The sequence below is a fragment of the Sediminicoccus sp. BL-A-41-H5 genome (assembly GCF_050632405.1).
GTDB lineage: Bacteria > Pseudomonadota > Alphaproteobacteria > Acetobacterales > Acetobacteraceae > Roseococcus.
Map to the genome: position 1 here is coordinate 1,906,742 of NZ_CP192601.1, position 17,929 is coordinate 1,924,670.

The window sequence follows — 17,929 nt, forward strand, 5'->3', positions numbered from 1 at the left end:
GTTCAGTCACCGGCGACCATCCCCTCGCGGCGCGGATCGGCGCCGCCCAGCAGGCGCCGCGCCTCGCCCTGGCGCTGGATGCGAATGAGGTTGAGGCCGGAATTCATCTCCCGCGCCTCGGCCGGCGCGCCGCGCGCGATGAGCCCAGGCGCGAGGCCGGCGGCGGCGGTCCCGCGCTCCACCTCGGTCATGGCGTTGAGCGCGCCAACATGCGGCAGGCTGGCGGCCGCCTGCGGGTCGAGGTTCCAGTCCAGCATGGCGACCAGGGCCTGCGCCACATAGCCGATGATGCGCGCCCCGCCGGGCGAGCCCGCGACCGCCTCCAGCTGCCCCTGCTGGAAGACCAGCATGGGCGACATGGAGGAGCGCGGCCGCTTGCCGCCCTCCACGCGATTCGCCACCGGCCGGCCGTCCAGCTCCGGCAGGAAGGAGAAATCGGTGAGCTGGTTGTTCAGGAAGAAGCCGCGCACCACGACATGGGAGCCGAAGGCGCTCTCCACCGTGGTGGTCATGGAGACGGCGCGGCCCTCGGCATCCAGGATGGACATATGCGCCGTGCCGCCTTCGGGCTGCGGCGGCTGGCTGGCCAGCGGCGGGCCGAAGCGGCGGGGATTGCCGGGCTGCGGCGCGCCGATGGCGCGGTCGGGCGAGAGCATCTGCGCACGGCCGGTCAGGTAGGCGCCGTCCAGCAGCCCGCTGACCGGCACCGGCACGAAGCCCGGGTCGGCCATGAAGCGATTCCGATCAGCGAAGGCGAGGCGCCCGGCCTCGCCCAGCAGCATGGCGGCGTCGAGGCCGTTGGGGTCGAGCGCCGGCACCTCGAAATGGCCGAGCAAGCCCAGGATCTGCAGCACCACAGCGGCGCCCGAAGGCGGCGGCGGGCCGCACAGCGTATAGGCGCGATACGGCAGGCACAGCGCCGCGCGGCGGACCGGCGCGTAGCCGGCCAGGTCATCCGCCGTGATCAGCCCCGGATTGGCGTGGCCGCGTACGGCGCGGACGATGTCCTGCGCGATGGGGCCGCGATGCAGGGCGGAGGCCCCCTCCTCCGCGATGGCGCGCAGCGTCGCGGCCAGCGCTGGGTTGCGCAGCCGCGCCCCTTCGGCCAGCGGCGCGCCCTCGGCCGTGAAGTAGATGGCGCGCGCGCCCGGATCACGCCGCAGCGAGCCGCCGAAGGCGCTCAGCAACTGCGCCAGGCGGGGGGAGATGTCGAACCCCTCCTCCGCGAGGCGGATGGCGGGGGCGAAGAGATCGGCCCAGGGCAGGCGACCATGGGCGCGATGCGCTTCCTCCAGCATGCGGACCACGCCGGGCACGCCGACGGCGCGGCCGCCCACCACGGCGTCAAAGAAATCCATCGGCCGGCCGTCGCGGAGGAAAAGGTCGCTTCGGGCGGCAGCGGGCGCCGTCTCCCGTCCGTCCCAGGCCGCGAGCTCGCGCCTGGCGGGGTCCCAATGCAGCAGGAAGGCGCCGCCGCCGATGCCGGAGGATTGCGGCTCCACCAGCGTCAGCACGGCCTGGACCGCGATGGCGGCATCCACGGCCGAACCGCCGGCGCGCAGCATGACCTGGCCGGCTTCGGCCGCCAGCGGGTGGGAGGCGACGACCATGTGGTTCTGCGCCACCACGGGCTGCGCGGCCGCCGGGGCGGCCATCAGCAGAAGCAGGGCAAGGAGGGGCACGCGAATCACGCCCGGGGGTGTAGCCCCATTTGGGCGGTCGCGTCACGCCGACCTGTCAGGACAAGTGTCAGCTGCCTCGGCGGCGGCCCCGATAAGCCAGCGCCTCGGCCACATGGGCGCGCTGGATGGCGGCGCTGCCGGCGAGATCGGCGATGGTGCGCGCGAGCCGGATGCTGCGGATGAAACCGCGCGCGGAAAGCCCCAGCCGCTCGGCCGCCTGTTCCAGCAATTGCCGAGCCTCGGGGAGCAGGCCGCCGCGTTCCTCCAGCAGCGCGCCATCGGCCGCGGCGTTGTGGCGCGGACCATCCTCGCCCCAGCGCGCGCGCTGCACGTCGCGCGCCGCCTGCACGCGGGCGGCGATGCGCTCCGTGGTCTCGCCGGCCGGCGCACGGGAGAGTTCGGCCGGTGGCACGGCCTGGACCTGGAGCGTGATGTCCATCCGGTCCAGCAGCGGGCCGCTCAGGCGCTCGGCATATTCCTCGCCGCAGCGCGGCGCACGGGAGCATTCGCGCCCCGCCTCGCCCAGATGCCCGCAGCGGCAGGGGTTCATCGCCGCGATGCATTGGAAGCGCGCGGGATATTCCACATGGGCGTTGGCGCGGGCGATGACGGCGCGGCCCGTCTCCATGGGCTGGCGCAGCGCCTCCAGCGCGGGGCGCGGGAATTCCGGCCATTCGTCAAGGAAGAGCACGCCATGATGCGCGAGGCTGATCTCGCCCGGCCGGGCCCGCGCGCCGCCGCCGATCAGCGCCGCCTGGCTCGCCGAGTGATGCGGCTCGCGGAAGGGCGGGCGCGTGATCAGCCTGCCGTCGCGCAGCAGGCCGGCCACGGAATGCACCATGGAAAGCTCCAGCGCCTCGCCCGGCGTGAGGTCAGGCAGCAGGCCGGGCAGGCGGGCGGCGAGCATGGATTTGCCGGCACCGGGCGGGCCGATCATCAACAGGTTGTGCCCACCGGCGGCGGCGATCTCGAGCGCGCGCTTGGCACTTTCCTGGCCCTTCACCTCGGAGAGGCAGGGGCCGCGCCAGGCCTCGCGCTCCAGGCGCGGCGGCTCGGGCGGGGTCATCACCTGCACGCCACGGAAATGGTTGAGGATGGATGGCAGGTCGGGCGGGGCCAGCACCTCGCCGCGCCCGGCCCAGGCGGCCTCGCCACCCTGCGCGGCCGGGCAGATCAGGCCAAGGCCGCGTTGGGAGGCGCCAAGGGCCGCGGGCAGCACGCCGGCCACGGGCAGGATCGCGCCGTCGAGCGAGAGTTCACCGAGCGCGGCGAAACCGGCCAGTTCCTCGCGCGGCAGCACCTCCATGGCGGCGAGGAGCGCGAGCGCGATGGGCAGGTCGTAATGGCTGCCCTCCTTCGCGAGGTCGGCGGGGGCCAGGTTCACCAGCACCCGCTTGGGCGGGAGCGCGAGGCCGAGGCCGGTGAGCGCGGCGCGCACCCGCTCGCGCGATTCGCCCACCGCCTTATCGGCCAGGCCCACCAGCAAAAAGGCGGGCAGGCCCGGTGCCAATTGCACCTGCACTTCCACCGGGACGGCGTTGATGCCGGCGAAGGCGAAGGTGGCGATGCGGGCGAGGCTCATGCGCCCGCAGTGTCTTCACCGGCACGGGCCGCGCGCAAGCCCTATTTCCGGAGCGCCGCGCGGACCATCCCCATGAAGCCGTTCAGATGCGCCGGATCGAGCCAGCGCGAGACGGCGACGATGCCCTCGGCCGGCTCCATCCATGTGGTGTTGCCGCCGGCGCCCGAAAAGCAGACCGCCCGCTCGCTCGCCGCCGGCCATTTCGTGCCGCCGGTGTTGAGCCAGAAGAGGAAGCCGTAATGCGGGTTGAGCGCGCAGGGCGTGCGGCAGAGATCGAGCCATTCCTTGGACAGGATGCGCTTGCCGTTCCATTCGCCATCGGCCGCGACGAGCAGGCCGATCTTCGCCTGGTCCTCCGCGCTGATGATGATGCCGCCGCCCCAATGCCCGCCGCCCGAGACGCTCTCGATCATCCGGCCGTCGATCTCGACCTGGGAGGTGGAATAGCCGCGCCATTGCCAGTTGGAGGAGGCGCCGATGGGCGCCATGATCCGCTCGGCCCAGACCTCGGGCAGCGGCCGGCGGAAGAGGTGCAGCAGCGCGAGGCCCAGCGCGTTCACGCGGACGTCGTTGTACTCCCAATAGCTGCCCGGCGGCTGCATGGGGCGCGGGCTGCGCTTCTTCCCCTGCCCTTCCACGCCCAGGTTCCGGCCGCGGTCGATCAGGTCGCTCTTGCCGAAGAGCGTGCCCTCGAATTCGGAGGTGTTGGTCAGCAGATGCCGCCAGGTGATGGGCGCGTTCTGCGCCGTGGCGAAGGTCTCATGCGGCACGCGCTCGCTCACGCGCGCATCGAGATCGGGCAGCAGCCCGTCCTGTACGGCGAGGCCGGCGAGCATGGCGAGGTAGCTCTTGGCCACGCTGAAGGTCATGTCGGCGCGGCTGGGGTCGCCCCATTCGGCAACGCGCTGACCGTGCTGGTAGATCACGCCGTTCGGCCCGCCGCGCGGGGCGGTGGGGCCGATCACGGCATTGTCGGGCGGGCCTTCGAAATAGCCGCCTTCGAGATGCGCGAGGATGTCGCGCGGCCAGGGGGTCTCATGCGCCGCGGCGAACTCCGTCGCGGCCGTCAGTTCAGGGGTCACGCCGCGCGGCCACCCGGCACGGCGGCCGGGCCCGGCAGCTCGATATCGATGGCGAGCGTGGAGAAATCGCCGCCGCGCTCCAGGTTCACCTGGACCTTCGCGGGGTCGATCGCGACGTAGCGCGCGACGACGGCCACCAGCTCCTGCTGCAGCTTGGGCAGGAAGTCCGCCTGGCCGCGGCTGACGCGCTCATGGCTGATGATGACCTGCAGCCGGTCCTTGGCGGCGGCGGCGGTGCCCTTGGTCTCGCGCTCCTTGCGGAAGAAGTTCAGCCAGCTCATGCCGCCCTCCCGCCGAAGAGCTTGCCGAAGAAGCCCTTCTTCTTCTCGGGTTCGAGGAAGCGGTGCGGCTTTTCCTCGCCCAGGAAGCGCGCCACCGCATCGGCATAGGCCTGGCCGGCCTGGCTCTCGGCATCCATGATCACCGGGTTGCCGGAGTTGGACGCCTTGAGCACGCTCTCGCTCTCCGGGATCACGCCGAGCAGCGGGATGGCCAGGATCTCGAGCACGTCATCCAGCTTCAGCATCTCGCCGCGCTCGACGCGGGCGGGATCGTAGCGGGTCAGCAGCAGATGCTGCTTCACCGGGTCCTTGCCCTGCTCCGAGCGGCGGGTGCGGGATTGCAGCACGCCCAGGATGCGGTCGCTGTCGCGCACCGAGCTGACCTCGGGGTTCGTCACCACGATGGCCTGGTCGGCGAAATAGAGCGCGAGCAGCGCGCCCTTCTCGATGCCGGCGGGGCTGTCGCAGAGGATGTAGTCGAAGTCCTTGCTCAGCTCCTCGATGATCCCCTGCACGCCTTCCTTGGTCAGCGCGTCCTTGTCGCGCGTCTGGGAGGCGGGGAGGATGGAGAGGCCCTCCACGCGCTTGTCCTTGATCAGCGCCTGGGAGAGCTTCGCCTCGCCCTGCACCACGTTCACGATGTCGAAGACGACACGGCGCTCGACGCCCATGATGAGGTCGAGGTTGCGCAGCCCCACGTCGAAATCGATGACGACGGTCTTCTTGCCCCGCTGCGCGAGGCCGGTGGCGAAGGCGGCGGAGCTGGTGGTCTTGCCCACGCCCCCCTTGCCCGATGTGACGACGATCACCTGCGCCATGTTGTCTTCCCTCGTGAATGGATCCTGGGTTCAGCCAAAGAGGTCGAACCGCAATTGCTCGCCGTCGAGGCGCACCTGCACGCCGCGGCCGATGACGGCGGGGGGCACCCCGTCGCGCACCGCATAGAGACCGGAGATGGCGACCAGCTCCGGGTCGAAGCTCTGCGCGAAGATCCGCGCCTCGCTGTCCTCGCTGGCACCCGCGACCGCGCGGCCGCGCAGCGCGCCATAGATGTGGATATTGCCGTCCGCGATCACCTCGGCGCCCGCATTGACGGGGCCGACGATGACGAGGTCGCTGCCCTCGGCATAGACGCGCTGGCCGGCGCGGACCGCCTGGTTCACCACCATGGTGCGCGCGGCGGGCGCGGGCCGCGCGGGCTCGGGCGCCGGGATGGCGACGGCGGGGGCTGCCACGGGCGAGGGCGCCTCCACCTCCGTCTCGCGCTGGCCGGCGGGGCGCAGCGTGGGCAGGCCGGCGCCGGCGGCGGCGGCGCGCAGCAGCTGCGGCCCGCCCACCACGCCGATCGGCAGGATCTCCAGCGCGCGCAGCCCGGCGACAAGGGCGGGGAAATCCACCTGCTCGCCGCCCAGATCATCCAGGCTGATGGCGATGGGGGCGTAGCGCAGGAAGCCGGGGGCCTTGCGGAACTGGTCGCCGAGCGCCGGCAGCACCGCCGCGACGTCACCCGTCAGCAGGCGGAGGGTCAGCAGGCTGTAGTTGCTGCCGCGCAGCCGGAAGGTTTCGGTGGGCAGGCCAGAGGTGGGCCTGGCGTCGGCGGTCATGGGGTCCAAGGGCTTCCCGGGTAAACTGGTGAGGGGGTTTGATAGCCGCCCGCGCGCCGGCAGCGAAGCCCCAACTGCGGGTGCGGGAGTGGAATCCGTGCCGAATCCGCCGCATGCTGCCCACATGCCCGAGACATTGATCCTTGCCGAGCCCTTCCGCGCCCTGTTCTACGCCCCCTACTACCTGGCGGAGGCGCGCGGCGCCTTCACCCGGAACGGGCTGGACCTCAGGATGGAGACCGCCGGCACGCCCACCCTCGCCGCCGAGGCCGTGCTGGCCGGCCGTGCCGACCTGGCCTGGAGCGGGCCGATGCGCGTGATGCAGCACCGCGCGGCGGACGCTGCCTCGCCGCTCACGGCCTTCTGCGCCGTCATCATGCGCGACCCCTTCCTGATCGCCGGACGCTCGGCTCGGGAGGGGCTGCACCTGGCCGAGCTGAACGGGTTCCGGCTGGGACTCGTGACCGAGGTTCCTACCCCCGTCTGGTGCCTGGCCGATGCGGTGGCCCGCGCGGGCGGGCGGAAGGTCAAGGACCGCGCGGGTGGCACCATGGCCGAGAACGTGGCGGCGCTGCTGGAGGGCAAGCTCGACGCCATCCAGGTCTTCGAGCCCTTCGCCTCCCAGGTGGAGGAGGCGGGCGGCGCCGTCTGGTTCAGCCAGGCCAGCACGGGGCCGATGGCCTATAGCTCGCTCTACAGCACGAGCGCGACGCTGGCCTCCCGACGCGAGGCGATGCGCGGCATGGTGCGGGCGCTGGCCGAGACGCTGCGCTGGATGGAGACGGCGAGCCCGGCCGAGATCGCCACCCTGCTGGAGGCCCGCTTCCCGGACCTGCCGCTCGCGACTCGCGAACGTGCCGTGGCGCGGTATCAGGCCTCGGGCCTCTGGACCGATGGGCCGCACATGCCGCGCGCGGCCTTCCAGGCGCTGGGCGAGGCGATGATCCGCGCGGGCGCCCTGCCGCACATCCCGGATTTCGACCTCTGCGTGGACGAAGCGGTGGTGACGGAGGCCCTCGCATGAGGGCGCCCCCCGGCACGCGCGCCGATTACCGCTGGTTCCTGCCCATGCCGACCCGCTGGATGGACAATGACATCTACGGGCACATGAACAACGTCCAGCACTACAGCTTCTTCGACACGCTGGTGGCGCGCTTCCTGCTGGCGCATGGCGTGCTGGATTTGAAAAGCAGCGAGCATGTCGGCCTCGTCGTCGAAACCGGCTGCCGCTACCACGCGCCGCTCGCCTTCCCGGATGAGATCACGGGCGGGCTGCGCGTCAGCCGCCTCGGCACCTCCTCCATCACCTATGCGCTGGCGCTGTTCCGCAATGGCGAGGATGTGGCGGCGGCGGAGGGGCATTTCACCCATGTCTATGTGAAGCGCGCCGCGCAATCCGAAACGGTGCCGCTGCCGGCCGCGCTGCGCGCCGCCGGGGAGGCGGTGCGGGTGTGAACCCGCTCGCGGACCGGCGCCTGCTCGTCGCCTGTCCGCTGCTGGGATTGCTGACGGGCGGGCTGCTCTGGAGCTTGGGCGGACGCGCCGAGATCGCCTTCGCCATGGGCACCCTGCCCGTGCTGGTGCTGCTGGTGGCGGAGATGATCCGCAGCCTGCGCCAGGGCGCCTTCGGGCTCGACCTCATCGCGGCCCTGGCCATGGCCGCCGGCCTCGCGATGGGCGAGCCGCTGGCCGCCTGCATCGTCGCGCTGATGTATGCGGGCGGGCAGTATCTCGAGGATTACGCCCACAGGCGTGCCGGCGCCGAGATGACGGCGCTGCTGGCGCGCCAGCCCCGCACCGCGCTGCGCCATGATGATGGCGCCCTGACCGAGATCCCCATCGAGGAGATCGCGGTGGGGGATGTGCTGCTGATCCGCCGCGGCGCGGTGCTGCCCGTGGATGGGGTGCTGGCCTCGCCCATGGCCATGCTCGACACGGCGGCACTGACCGGCGAGCCCATGCCGGTTCGCGTGAGCGAGGGCGAGGCGATGCTCTCCGGCTGCGCCAATGCGGGCGACGCCTTCGACCTGCGGGCCACGACGGATGCGGCGGCCAGCACCTATGCCGGCATTGTCCGCATGGTTCGGGCGGCGGCCGACAGCCGGGCGCCGATGGCGCGCCTCGCCGACCAATGGTCGGTCGGCTTCCTGCTGCTCACGCTCGCCATGGCGGGCGGCGCCTGGGCGCTGACGGGTGAGGCGCAGCGCGCGCTGGCCGTGCTGGTCATCGCCACCCCCTGCCCGCTCATCCTCGCCGTGCCGGTGGCGCTGCTGGCGGGGCTGTCGCGTACGGCCAAGCTCGGCGTGCTGGTGAAATCGGCGGCGGTGCTGGAGGCGATGGCGCGGATTCGCGTGCTGGTGCTGGACAAGACCGGGACCATCACGGCGGGCGCGCCGGCGCTGGTGGCGATGACCGGCGATGATGAGGCACTGCGCCTCGCCGCTTCGCTCGACCAGGCGTCCGAGCATCCCATCGCGCGCGCGCTGGTCGCCGCCGCCCGCGCGCGCGGGCTCCCGCTCAGCGTGCCGGAGGAGGTGAGCGAGGTGCCGGGCGAGGGGCTGACCGGCCTGGTGGAAGACCGGCGCGTCGCGGTGGGCGGGGCGCATTGGGTGGAGTCGCTGGCCGGCGCCCCCGCCCTGCCCGTGGGCCAGGGGCCGGAGGGCGCCATGCGCTGCGCGATCGCGGTGGACGGGGCGCAGGTGGCGACGCTCGTCTTCGCCGACCAGCTTCGGCCCGATGCGGTGGCAACCATCGCCACGCTGCGCGCGGCCGGCATCCGCCGCATCATTCTGGCCTCGGGCGATGCCGGCACGCCCGTGCGGGCGGCGGGGGCCGCCATCGGGGCCGATTCGTCGCATGCCAGGCAAAGCCCGGCCGACAAGGTCGCGCTGATCACGGCCGCGCGCGCCGACGGCCCGGTGCTGATGCTGGGCGATGGCTTGAACGACGCGCCGGCCCTGGCGGCGGCGGATGTCGGCGTCGCCGTCGCCACCAAGGGGGCGGCGGCGGCCGAGGCGGCGGATGCGGTGCTGCTGGTGGACGGCCTTTCGCGCCTGGCCGGAACGCTGGCCGCGGCACGGCGCGCGCGCGCGATCGCGCTGCAATCCGTCACCATCGGCATCGGGCTTTCCAGCCTCGGCATGGTGCTGGCGGCCTTCGGGTATCTGACGCCCGTGCAGGGCGCCCTGATCCAGGAGGCCATTGACGTGGCGGTGATTCTCAATGCCCTTCGCGCCCTGACCGACTGACCCCCAGGGAGCACGACATGCCCGAACTGAAGCGCCTCGCCATTCTCGACGACTACCAGGACGTCACTCTCTCGATGGGCCCCTGGGACCGGCTGCCGGGCATCGAGAAGACCGTCTTCCGCGACACGATCGCCGACCGCGAGGCACTGGTGCAGCGCCTGATGCCCTTCGACGCCATCCTCGCCATGCGCGAGCGCACGCCCTTCCCGCGCGCGCTGATCGAGCGCCTGCCCAATCTCAAGCTGCTGATCACGACGGGCGAGCGCAACCGCGGCATCGACGCCGAGGCCTGCGCCGAGCGCGGCATCGTCTTCTCCGGCACGCCCAGCTTCGGCGCGCCGACGGTGGACCTCACCTGGGGCCTGATCCTCTCGCTGGCACGGCGCATCCCGGAGCAGGTGGGCGCGCTGCATGCGGGGAAGTGGCAGACGGCCCTGGGCCAGGGGCTGGAGGGCCGCACGCTGGGCGTGGTGGGCCTCGGCAAGCTTGGCACACGGGTCGCCAAGGTGGGACAGGCGCTGGGCATGAAGGTCATCGCCTGGAGCACGAACCTCACCGCCGAAGCGGCCGCCGCCGTGGGCGCCACGCGCGTGGAGAAGCAGGAGCTGTTCGCCCAGGCGGATGTGGTCACGCTGCATCTGATCCTCTCGGACCGTTCGCGCGGCATCGTGGGGGCGGCCGAACTCGCCGCGATGAAGCCGGGGGCGATGCTGGTGAACACCTCGCGCGGGCCGCTGGTGGACCAGCCGGCACTGCTGGAGGCGCTGCATGCCGGGCGAATCCGCGCGGGCATTGACGTCTATGACATCGAGCCGCTGCCCGCCGATCACCCGCTGCTGAAGGCGCCCAACACGGTGCTGACGCCGCATCTGGGCTACGTCACGGAGGAGAATTACCGCGCCTATTTCCAGGGCGCGGTGGAGGCCATCGAGGCCTTCCAGGCGGGCGCACCCATCCGGGTCATCACGGGCTGAGGCATTGCCTCCCGCATGGGCGCGCTGCCCGTGCGGGAGGCAGATCGCGGATCGCGGGGGCGTGTGAGCCCCCGAATCGGCCTTGCCGGCCTCCCTCCCGCGGCCAAAAACCGCCCCCATCGAACGCCACTTGGCACGAACCATAGATGGGAGCGCCCGACCATGAGCCTTCACCGCCGCACGCTGCTGGCCGCCTCCGCGGCCACTCTCGCCACGCCGGCCATCGTCGCCGCCCAGGGCACGCGGGTGCGGATGGGCGCGCTGCGGCTGATCCACTCCATCACCCCCTTCTTCTATGACCGCTTCATGCCCGAGGGCATGACCATCGAGGTCATCCCCTTCGAGAGCCCGACCGAGGGCAAGAACGCGGTGGTGACCCGCTCCGTGGATTTCGGCGCCTTCGGCATCGCCGCCGGCATCCTGGGGGCCGCGGCGCGCGAGCCCGTCACCGTCATCGGCTCCTGCTGCGACAAGGGCATGGCCGTGGTCGCCCGCAAGGATGGGCCGATCAACACGCTGACCGACCTGCGCGGCCGCCGCGTGGGCATCTGGCCCGGCTCGACGCAGGAGGTCTTCATCCGCGAGCGCCTGCGGATGGAGGGGATGAGCATCCGTGACATCACGAGCGTTCGCGTCAGCTTCAGCGAGATGCATGCGGCGCTGGCCCGCGGCGACATCGACGCCTATGTGGGCGCGGAGCCCGGCCCGGGCATCAGCCAGGTGACGGGCATCGGCAAGGTGGTGGAATTCCCCTACTCCACGCCGATGGGCACGCTGAACATGATCTTCGCGACCCATTTCGAGACGACGCAGCGCAATGCGGCGCTCTGCGCCACCATGCTGGGCGTGCATCGCCGGGCGTCCGAATTCGCCTCCTCCAACCGCGCGGCGGCGATCGAGATGGCGGTGCAACGCCTGGGCATGCAGCGCCCCGCGCTGGAGATCAGCATCGAGAATGTGGAGCTCAACTGGCGGATGACGCCGCAGATGGTCGAGCGCAGCCGGACCTACGCGCAGCACATGCTGGAGCTGCAGCAGATCCGCGCCATCCCCGACTTCAACACCTTCTTCAACACCCGCTTCTCGGACGAGCTGGCGCGCACGGCGTGAGCACGCAATCGGGTCTGGGCGGCGCGCGCGGGCTGTTGCTCGCCCTCTGCGCGCCGCTGCTCTTCCTCGCCTTCTGGCATTTCTCGACGGCGGGGCGGCCCTTCAGCCTCATCCCGCCGCCGATGGATGTCGGCGTGCAGCTCTGGGACCTCGCCTTCGGCGGGGTCTGGGACGATCTCTACTCGCGCACACTGGCCGAGCACGCGCTGGCCAGCATCAGCCGCGTCTATGGCGGCTTCGCGCTGGCGGCGGCCCTTGCCTTGCCGCTCGGCATGATGATCGGGCGCATCTGGCTGGTGCGCGCGCTGCTGGACCCGACGCTGCAATTGATGCGGCCCATCCCGGTGACGGCCTGGCTGCCGCTCGCCATGATCGTCTTCGGCATCGGGCCGCGCTCGGCCTTTTTCCTGGTCTTCCTGGGGGCCTTCTACCCGATCCTGGTGAACACCATCTTCGGCGTCCGCAATGTCGAGCCGCGGCTTTTCGAGGCGGCGAGGATGCTGGGCACCTCCCCCTCCGCGCTGTTCTGGAAGGTGGTGCTGCCGGCCTCGCTGCCTTCCATCTTCACCGGGCTGCGCCTGGGCCTCGGCTTCGCCTGGGTCGTGATCGTGGTGGGCGAGATGACGGGTGTGCAGACGGGCCTGGGGGCGATCATCATGGAGGCGCGGCAGCTCTCCCGCACCGAGATCGTCATCAGCGGCATGATCACCATCGGGCTGCTCGGCTACCTCTCGGACTACGCCGTTCAACTCCTCGGCAAGCGCCTGCTGCGCTGGAGCCCCCAACATGGCGGCTGATCCGCTCAACATCCTCGACATCACGCATGTCACGAAGCGCTTCGACTTCCAGGGCCAGGAGATCGTGGCGTTGCAGGACGCGACGCTCTCCATCCGCAAGGGCGAGTTCGTCTGCCTGATCGGGCCCTCGGGCTGCGGGAAATCCACACTGCTGCGCATGATCGGCGGCTTCGAGACGCCGAGCGAAGGCAAGCTCGACATGTGGGGGAAGCCGATCGGCGAGCCGGGGCCGGATCGCGGCATGGTCTTCCAGGATTACGGCCTCTTCCCCTGGCTGACCGTGGCCAAGAATGTGGGCTTCGGCCCCGCAGCGCGCGGGCGGCCGGCCAAGGAAGTGGCCGAGACGACGAAGCGCTTCGTGGACATGGTGGGGCTGACGCGCTTCGCAGAGGCCTATCCGCACCAGCTCTCGGGCGGCATGAAGCAGCGCGTCGCCATCGCGCGCGTGCTGGCGAATGAGGCGGAGGTCGTGCTGATGGACGAGCCCTTCGGCGCGCTGGACGCGATGACGCGCGAGAACCTGCAGCAGGAGTTGCTGGAGATCTGGGAGCGCACGAAGCTCACCGTCATCTTCGTCACGCACGCGATCGAGGAGGCCATCCTGATGGCGGACCGCATCGTGGTCATGTCGTCCGGGCCGGGGCGCATCGTCGCGGATGAGCGGGTGAACCTGCCCCGCCCGCGCGACCCGACGGATCCGGATTTCAACATGCTGCGCCGCCACTTCGCCGCCATGCTGGGAGGCCATCATTGAAGCCCACCGATCGCATCGCCTATGCCGCCCCGCAGGATCGCGCGCCGCGGCCGGGCCCGAACGGCGCCAAGGTGCTGGTCTATTTCGTGATCAACATCGAGGAATGGGGCATCGAGCGCCCCATGCCGCGCCAGGTGCTGCCGGCGCCGACAGGTGTGGCGGTGGTCCCCGACGTCGCCAACTGGGCCTGGCATGAATACGGCATGCGCGTGGGCTTCTGGCGCATGTTCAAGGCCTGCGAGAAGCGCGGCATCAGGCCCACGCTCTCGATCAACGCCAATGTCTGCAACGCCTATCCGCGCGTGGCGGGTGCGGCGCGCGATGCGGGCTGGGAGTTCATGGGGCACGGCTTCAAGCAGATCCCGACGCACCAGATCCTCGACCAGCGCGAGATGGTGCGCGAGGCGGTGGAGACCATCCGCGCCTTCACCGGCAAGCCGCCGGTGGGCTGGCTCGGCCCCGGCCTGACGCAGACGCTCGACACCACCGACATCCTGGCCGAACACGGCATCCGCTATTGCGCCGACTGGGTGGTGGATGACGTGCCGGTGCCGGTGCAGACGCGCCATGGCCCCATCTGGTCCATGCCCTATTCCGTCGAGCTGAACGACATTCCGATGATCATGGTGCAGCACCACCAGGCGGAGGAATTGCAGGTGCGGACGCTAGCGCAGCTCGACCGCCTGCTGGCCGAGGCGGAGACCGAGGGCTGCAAGGTGATGGGCCTCGCCGTCCATCCCTATATCTCCGGCGTGCCGCACCGGATCGGCGTGCTGGAAGCGACACTCGATGCCATTGCCAGCCGGCCCGGGGCGGTGTTCGCTCAGGGGGCCGAGATCCTGGATTGGTGGGAAGCCGCATGAGTGCCGATATGACCAAGTCGAACTGGTTCAGCCTGACCCAGCGCGAACGTGATTCCGCCTACAACAACAACGAGGCGGTGCCCGATGCGCCGAGCCTGATCGAGGAGCGCAACCAGGCTTCCGCCGCCTTCCGCAGCGCGCATGCCAAGGCGCTGGACCTCGCCTATGGCGAGAGCGAGCGCGAGCAATGGGACCTTTACGCGGGGACGGATCCGCAGGCGCCGACGCTGGCCTTCATCCATGGCGGCTATTGGCAGCGCAACCGCCGCGAGGATTTCGCGGCCATGGCGGAAGGCGCGCTGGCCATGGGCTGGAATGTCGCGATCTGCGGCTACAGCCTCTGCCCCGAAGTGACGCTGACGCGCATCGTCTACCAGATCCATGCGGCCCTCGACTGGCTCGCGGCCCATGGCGCGGAGCATGGGCTGGCGGGGCCGATCGTGCTGACGGGCTGGAGCGCGGGCGGGCACCTGACGGCGCTGGGGGCCGAGCATCCGGCCGTGACCGCGGCGATTGCCATTTCCGGCATCTTCGAGCTGGGGCCGATCCGCGACACCTACCTGAACGCCGCGCTGAAGCTGACGGATGAGGAGCTGGTCGAGCTCTCGCCCATGCGCCGACCGGTGGTGCAGAAGCCCATCGCCATCGCCTATGGCGCGTCGGAGCTGCCGGAGCTGTGCCGCCAGTCGCGCGACTTCCACCGGCTGCGCAGCGAGGCGCAGGCGCCAGGGCCGCTCTGGCCGGTGCCCGGCGCCGATCACTTCCGTGTGCTCGAGGCGCTGCGCCGGCCGGATGGGGCGCTGCTGCGCCTCGCGGCCGAGCTGCTGCGATGAGGCCGCCCGCCGCCTTCACGCTGGAGGCGCTGGCGGCCTACTACGCCGCCGGTGGCTCGGCGGTGGAGGTGGCGCGCGAGGCGCTGGCCCGCATCAGGGCCTTCAACGATCCGGCGCTGTTCCTGGCGACCGTGCCGGACGAGGAGTTGCTGGCGCGGGCGGCGGCTTTGCCGCCGGGCCCGCTGCATGGCGTGCCTTTCGTGGTGAAGGACAATATCGACGCCGCCGGGCTGCCGACGACGGCCGCCTGCCCGGATTTCTTCCGCATGCCGGCGGAGGACGCACCCGCCGTGGCGCGGCTTCTGGCGGCCGGCGCACTGCTGTTGGGCAAGGTCAATCTCGACCAGTTCGCCACAGGGCTGAACGGCACGCGCAGCCCCTATGGCACGCCGCGCAATGCGGTGCGGGCCGATCTGATTCCCGGTGGGTCTTCCAGCGGTTCGGCGACGGCGGTGGCGGCGGGCATCGCTGCCTTCAGCTATGGCACGGACACGGCCGGCTCGGGCCGCGTGCCGGCGGCGGCGCAGAACATCGTGGGATTGAAGCCGAGCCTGGGGCTGATCCCGACACGTGGGGCGGTGCCCGCCTGCCGCTCGCTCGATTGCATTTCCATCTTCGCGCAGAGCGTGGCGGATGCGGCGGCGGTGCTCGCCGTCGCCGCCGGGCCGGATGCGGCGGATCCTTACAGCCGCGCCGCCCCCGCGGGATGGCGCACGATGGAGGCGGCGCCGCCGGTGCTGCGCATCGCCGTGCCGGAACAGGCGCAACTCGTCTTCGACACACCGGATGACGCCGCGCTCTTCGCCGGCGCGGTCGCGCGCGCGGAAGCCATGGGTGCCGCCATCACGCGCGTGGACATCGCGCCCTTCCTGGATGTGGCACGCCGCCTTTACGACGGCGCCTGGGTGGCCGAGCGGACCTCGGCTCTGCGCGACTGGGTGACGCAGCGACCGGACGCACTGCATCCGGTAACGCGGAGCATCCTGGAGGGCGGCCTTGGGCGGCTCACCGTGGATGCCTTCGATGACTTCCATGCGGCGGCCGAGGCGCGGCTGCTGGCGCGCCAACTCTTCGCGACATGCGACGCGCTGCTGCTGCCGACCTGCCCGGGCGTGCCGGCGCTCGCCACGCTGGCGGCGGAGCCGATCGCGGCGAATAGCCGCCTCGGCACCTACACGAATTTCGTGAATCTCTGCGATCTCTCGGCGCTGGCCATTCCGGCGGGCTTCCGTGCGGATGGCGTGCCGGCGGGCATCACGCTGGTGGGGCCCGCCTTCAGCGAAGGGCGGCTCGCGGGCATCGGGGCCGCCATGCATCACGCGGCGGGGCTGGGGCCGAAGCCGCCCGCACCGGCCGAGATGGCGGCGGATGAGATCGGGCTGTTCTGCATCGGCGCGCATATGTCGGGCCTGCCGCTGAACGGGCAGGTGCTGGGCTTCGGCGGGCGGTTCCTGCGCGCGGCGCGGACGGCGCCGACCTACCGTCTGTTCGACCTCGGCAACCGGCCCGGCATGGTGCGGGCGGCGACCGGCGGCGCCTCAATCCTGGGCGAGATCTGGGCGCTGCCGGCGGCCTCCATCGGGCCCTTCCTCGCGGCCATCCCGCCGCCGCTCGGCTTCGGACGGGTGACGCTCGAGGATGGCAGCACGGTGCTGGGCTTCCAGGCGGAGAGCGAGGGCGTGGCGAACGCGCCCGAGATCACGGCGCGTGGTGGCTGGCGCGCGCATCTGGCGGCGAAGTGAGCACGCTCTCTGACCTGCTGGCGGGCGCGGGGCTGGAGCCCGGCCTCACCGCGCAGGCGGACCTCACCGGGGCGGACCCCGCCCTGCCCTCCTCCTTCCGCATCGGCGAGGCGGCGCAGGCCTCCATCGCCGCTCTCGGCCTTGCGGTGGCTTCACTGCATGCGGCGCGGGGTGGGGCGATGCAGCGCGTCGCGGTTGCGATGGACGATGCGGCGGCGGAGTTCCATTCCGAACGGTATCTGCGGATCGGCGACACGCCGCCGGCCGACCCCTGGGATGCGATCGCGGGCGCCTATGGGACGGCGGATGGCGGCGTGGTGCGGCTGCACACGAATTTCCCGCATCACCGTGACGGCATCCTGAAGCTGCTCGGCTGCGCCTATGACCGTGCGGCGGTGACCGAGGCGCTTGCGCGGCGCAAGGCCATCGCCTTCGAGACGGAGGCGACGGCGGCAGGGCTTTGCGTCTCGGCCATGCGCAGCTTCGCGGAATGGGATGCGCATCCCCAGGCACAGCACTTGGCGACGACGCCGCTGCTGACCATCGAGCGCATCGGCGATGCGTCGCCGCGGCCGCTGCCCGCCGTGGCGAACCGGCCGCTGGAGGGGTTCCGCGTGTTGGATTTGACGCGCGTGATCGCGGGGCCGGTCGCGGCGCGGGGCTTGGCGGTGCATGGGGCCGAGGTGCTGCACATCACGGGGCCGCATCTGCCAAGCATCCCGACTCTGGTGGTGGATACCGGGCGCGGGAAGCGTTGCGCGACGCTGGATCTGCGCGATGCGGGGGATGCGGCGCGGCTGGATGGGCTGGCGGCGGGGGCCGATGCCTTCGTGCAGTCCTATCGCGCGGGCGCGCTGGCGGCGAAGGGATTTTCGGCCGAGGCGCTGGCCGCGCGGCATCCCGGGATCGTGGTGGGCGAGTTGTGCGCCTATGGCTGGGGCGGGCCCTGGGCGAACAAGCGGGGCTTTGACAGCCTGGTGCAGACCTCGACGGGCTTCAATGTCGCGGAGGCCGAGGCGGCGGGTGTTGCGGCGCCGAAGGTGTTGCCATGCCAGCCCTTGGATCACGCCTCGGGGTATTTGCTGGCGCTGGGCGTTGTGGCCGCGTGGCATCGCCGGGCGGTCGAGGGTGGGTCTTGGCGCGTGCGGGTGACGCTGGCGCGGACGGGGTTGTGGTTGCGGAGCCTGGGGCGGATCGAGGGCTTCGGTGCCGTGCCGCATGCGCCCTCGTTGGTGGCGGAAGAGGGTCCTTTCGGCGTGGTGCGTCACCTGCCCCATTCGGCGCGCATGTCTTTGACACCCGCGGTGTGGTCGCGCCCGGCTGAACCCTTGGGCGCGTCCCTGCCGGCCTGGGCCTAGTCGTGGCGGCTGGGGCCTC

17 protein-coding genes are annotated in these 17,929 nt (G+C 71.5%); 11 read left to right on the top strand and 6 right to left on the bottom strand.

Annotated features, from left to right (window positions below; genetic code table 11):
• Positions 1-2 precede the first annotated feature (2 nt).
• The 6 genes from ggt to minC form a co-directional block, all read right to left on the bottom strand.
• A complete protein-coding gene (gene ggt, locus ACQ860_RS09610; RefSeq protein WP_431303156.1) occupies positions 3-1,682 on the bottom strand; it encodes a gamma-glutamyltransferase in 1,680 nt (559 codons plus the stop codon).
• Between the two features lie 67 nt (positions 1,683-1,749).
• The gene (locus ACQ860_RS09615) at positions 1,750-3,264 is read right to left on the bottom strand and encodes a YifB family Mg chelatase-like AAA ATPase (RefSeq protein WP_431303157.1); all 1,515 of its coding nucleotides are present in this window, start codon (positions 3,262-3,264) and stop codon (positions 1,750-1,752) included.
• 41 nt (positions 3,265-3,305) lie between these two features.
• Entirely contained in the window at positions 3,306-4,346 is a 1,041-nt protein-coding gene (locus tag ACQ860_RS09620; protein WP_431303158.1) for a serine hydrolase domain-containing protein, read from the bottom strand.
• Positions 4,343-4,627 carry a cell division topological specificity factor MinE gene (gene minE / locus ACQ860_RS09625; RefSeq protein ID WP_431303159.1) on the bottom strand — a complete coding sequence of 95 codons (285 nt, stop codon included), beginning with the start codon at positions 4,625-4,627 and terminating at the stop codon, positions 4,343-4,345. The genes ACQ860_RS09620 and minE overlap by 4 nt, the downstream gene beginning before the upstream one ends.
• On the bottom strand, positions 4,624-5,445 hold the full coding sequence (gene minD, locus ACQ860_RS09630) for a septum site-determining protein MinD (protein ID WP_431303160.1): 822 nt from the start codon (positions 5,443-5,445) through the stop codon (positions 4,624-4,626). The genes minE and minD overlap by 4 nt, the downstream gene beginning before the upstream one ends.
• A 30-nt stretch (positions 5,446-5,475) precedes the next feature.
• Complete coding sequence (gene minC, locus ACQ860_RS09635; RefSeq protein WP_431303161.1) at positions 5,476-6,231, bottom strand: septum site-determining protein MinC; 756 nt, start codon at positions 6,229-6,231, stop codon at positions 5,476-5,478.
• A gap of 124 nt (positions 6,232-6,355) precedes the next feature.
• On the opposite strand from minC, the gene ACQ860_RS09640 reads away from it, so the two are divergent.
• The 11 genes from ACQ860_RS09640 (at position 6,356) to ACQ860_RS09690 (ending at position 17,910) form a co-directional block, all read left to right on the top strand.
• Positions 6,356-7,255, top strand: coding sequence for an ABC transporter substrate-binding protein (locus ACQ860_RS09640; protein WP_431303162.1), 900 nt, complete (start codon positions 6,356-6,358; stop codon positions 7,253-7,255).
• Positions 7,252-7,686: an acyl-CoA thioesterase gene (locus tag ACQ860_RS09645; RefSeq protein WP_431303163.1), complete on the top strand. Its 435-nt coding sequence runs from the start codon at positions 7,252-7,254 to the stop codon at positions 7,684-7,686. The genes ACQ860_RS09640 and ACQ860_RS09645 overlap by 4 nt, the downstream gene beginning before the upstream one ends.
• On the top strand, positions 7,683-9,479 hold the full coding sequence (locus tag ACQ860_RS09650; RefSeq protein ID WP_431303164.1) for a heavy metal translocating P-type ATPase: 1,797 nt from the start codon (positions 7,683-7,685) through the stop codon (positions 9,477-9,479). The genes ACQ860_RS09645 and ACQ860_RS09650 overlap by 4 nt, the downstream gene beginning before the upstream one ends.
• Positions 9,480-9,496: 17 nt before the next feature.
• Entirely contained in the window at positions 9,497-10,453 is a 957-nt protein-coding gene (locus tag ACQ860_RS09655; protein ID WP_431303165.1) for a D-2-hydroxyacid dehydrogenase family protein, read from the top strand.
• 162 nt (positions 10,454-10,615) lie between these two features.
• Complete coding sequence (locus tag ACQ860_RS09660) at positions 10,616-11,563, top strand: ABC transporter substrate-binding protein (protein WP_431303166.1); 948 nt, start codon at positions 10,616-10,618, stop codon at positions 11,561-11,563.
• Positions 11,560-12,360: an ABC transporter permease gene (locus tag ACQ860_RS09665; protein ID WP_431303167.1), complete on the top strand. Its 801-nt coding sequence runs from the start codon at positions 11,560-11,562 to the stop codon at positions 12,358-12,360. Before ACQ860_RS09660 ends, ACQ860_RS09665 begins: the two co-directional genes overlap by 4 nt.
• Positions 12,350-13,114 (top strand): ABC transporter ATP-binding protein, encoded by a 765-nt coding sequence (locus ACQ860_RS09670; RefSeq protein ID WP_431303168.1) that lies wholly within the window; start codon positions 12,350-12,352, stop codon positions 13,112-13,114. The genes ACQ860_RS09665 and ACQ860_RS09670 overlap by 11 nt, the downstream gene beginning before the upstream one ends.
• Entirely contained in the window at positions 13,111-13,977 is an 867-nt protein-coding gene (locus ACQ860_RS09675; RefSeq protein WP_431303169.1) for a polysaccharide deacetylase family protein, read from the top strand. The genes ACQ860_RS09670 and ACQ860_RS09675 overlap by 4 nt, the downstream gene beginning before the upstream one ends.
• Positions 13,974-14,810 (top strand): alpha/beta hydrolase, encoded by an 837-nt coding sequence (locus ACQ860_RS09680; protein WP_431303170.1) that lies wholly within the window; start codon positions 13,974-13,976, stop codon positions 14,808-14,810. The genes ACQ860_RS09675 and ACQ860_RS09680 overlap by 4 nt, the downstream gene beginning before the upstream one ends.
• The gene (gene atzF, locus ACQ860_RS09685; RefSeq protein ID WP_431303171.1) at positions 14,807-16,552 is read left to right on the top strand and encodes an allophanate hydrolase; all 1,746 of its coding nucleotides are present in this window, start codon (positions 14,807-14,809) and stop codon (positions 16,550-16,552) included. Before ACQ860_RS09680 ends, atzF begins: the two co-directional genes overlap by 4 nt.
• The gene (locus ACQ860_RS09690) at positions 16,549-17,910 is read left to right on the top strand and encodes a CoA transferase (protein ID WP_431303172.1); all 1,362 of its coding nucleotides are present in this window, start codon (positions 16,549-16,551) and stop codon (positions 17,908-17,910) included. The genes atzF and ACQ860_RS09690 overlap by 4 nt, the downstream gene beginning before the upstream one ends.
• Positions 17,911-17,929 lie beyond the last annotated feature (19 nt).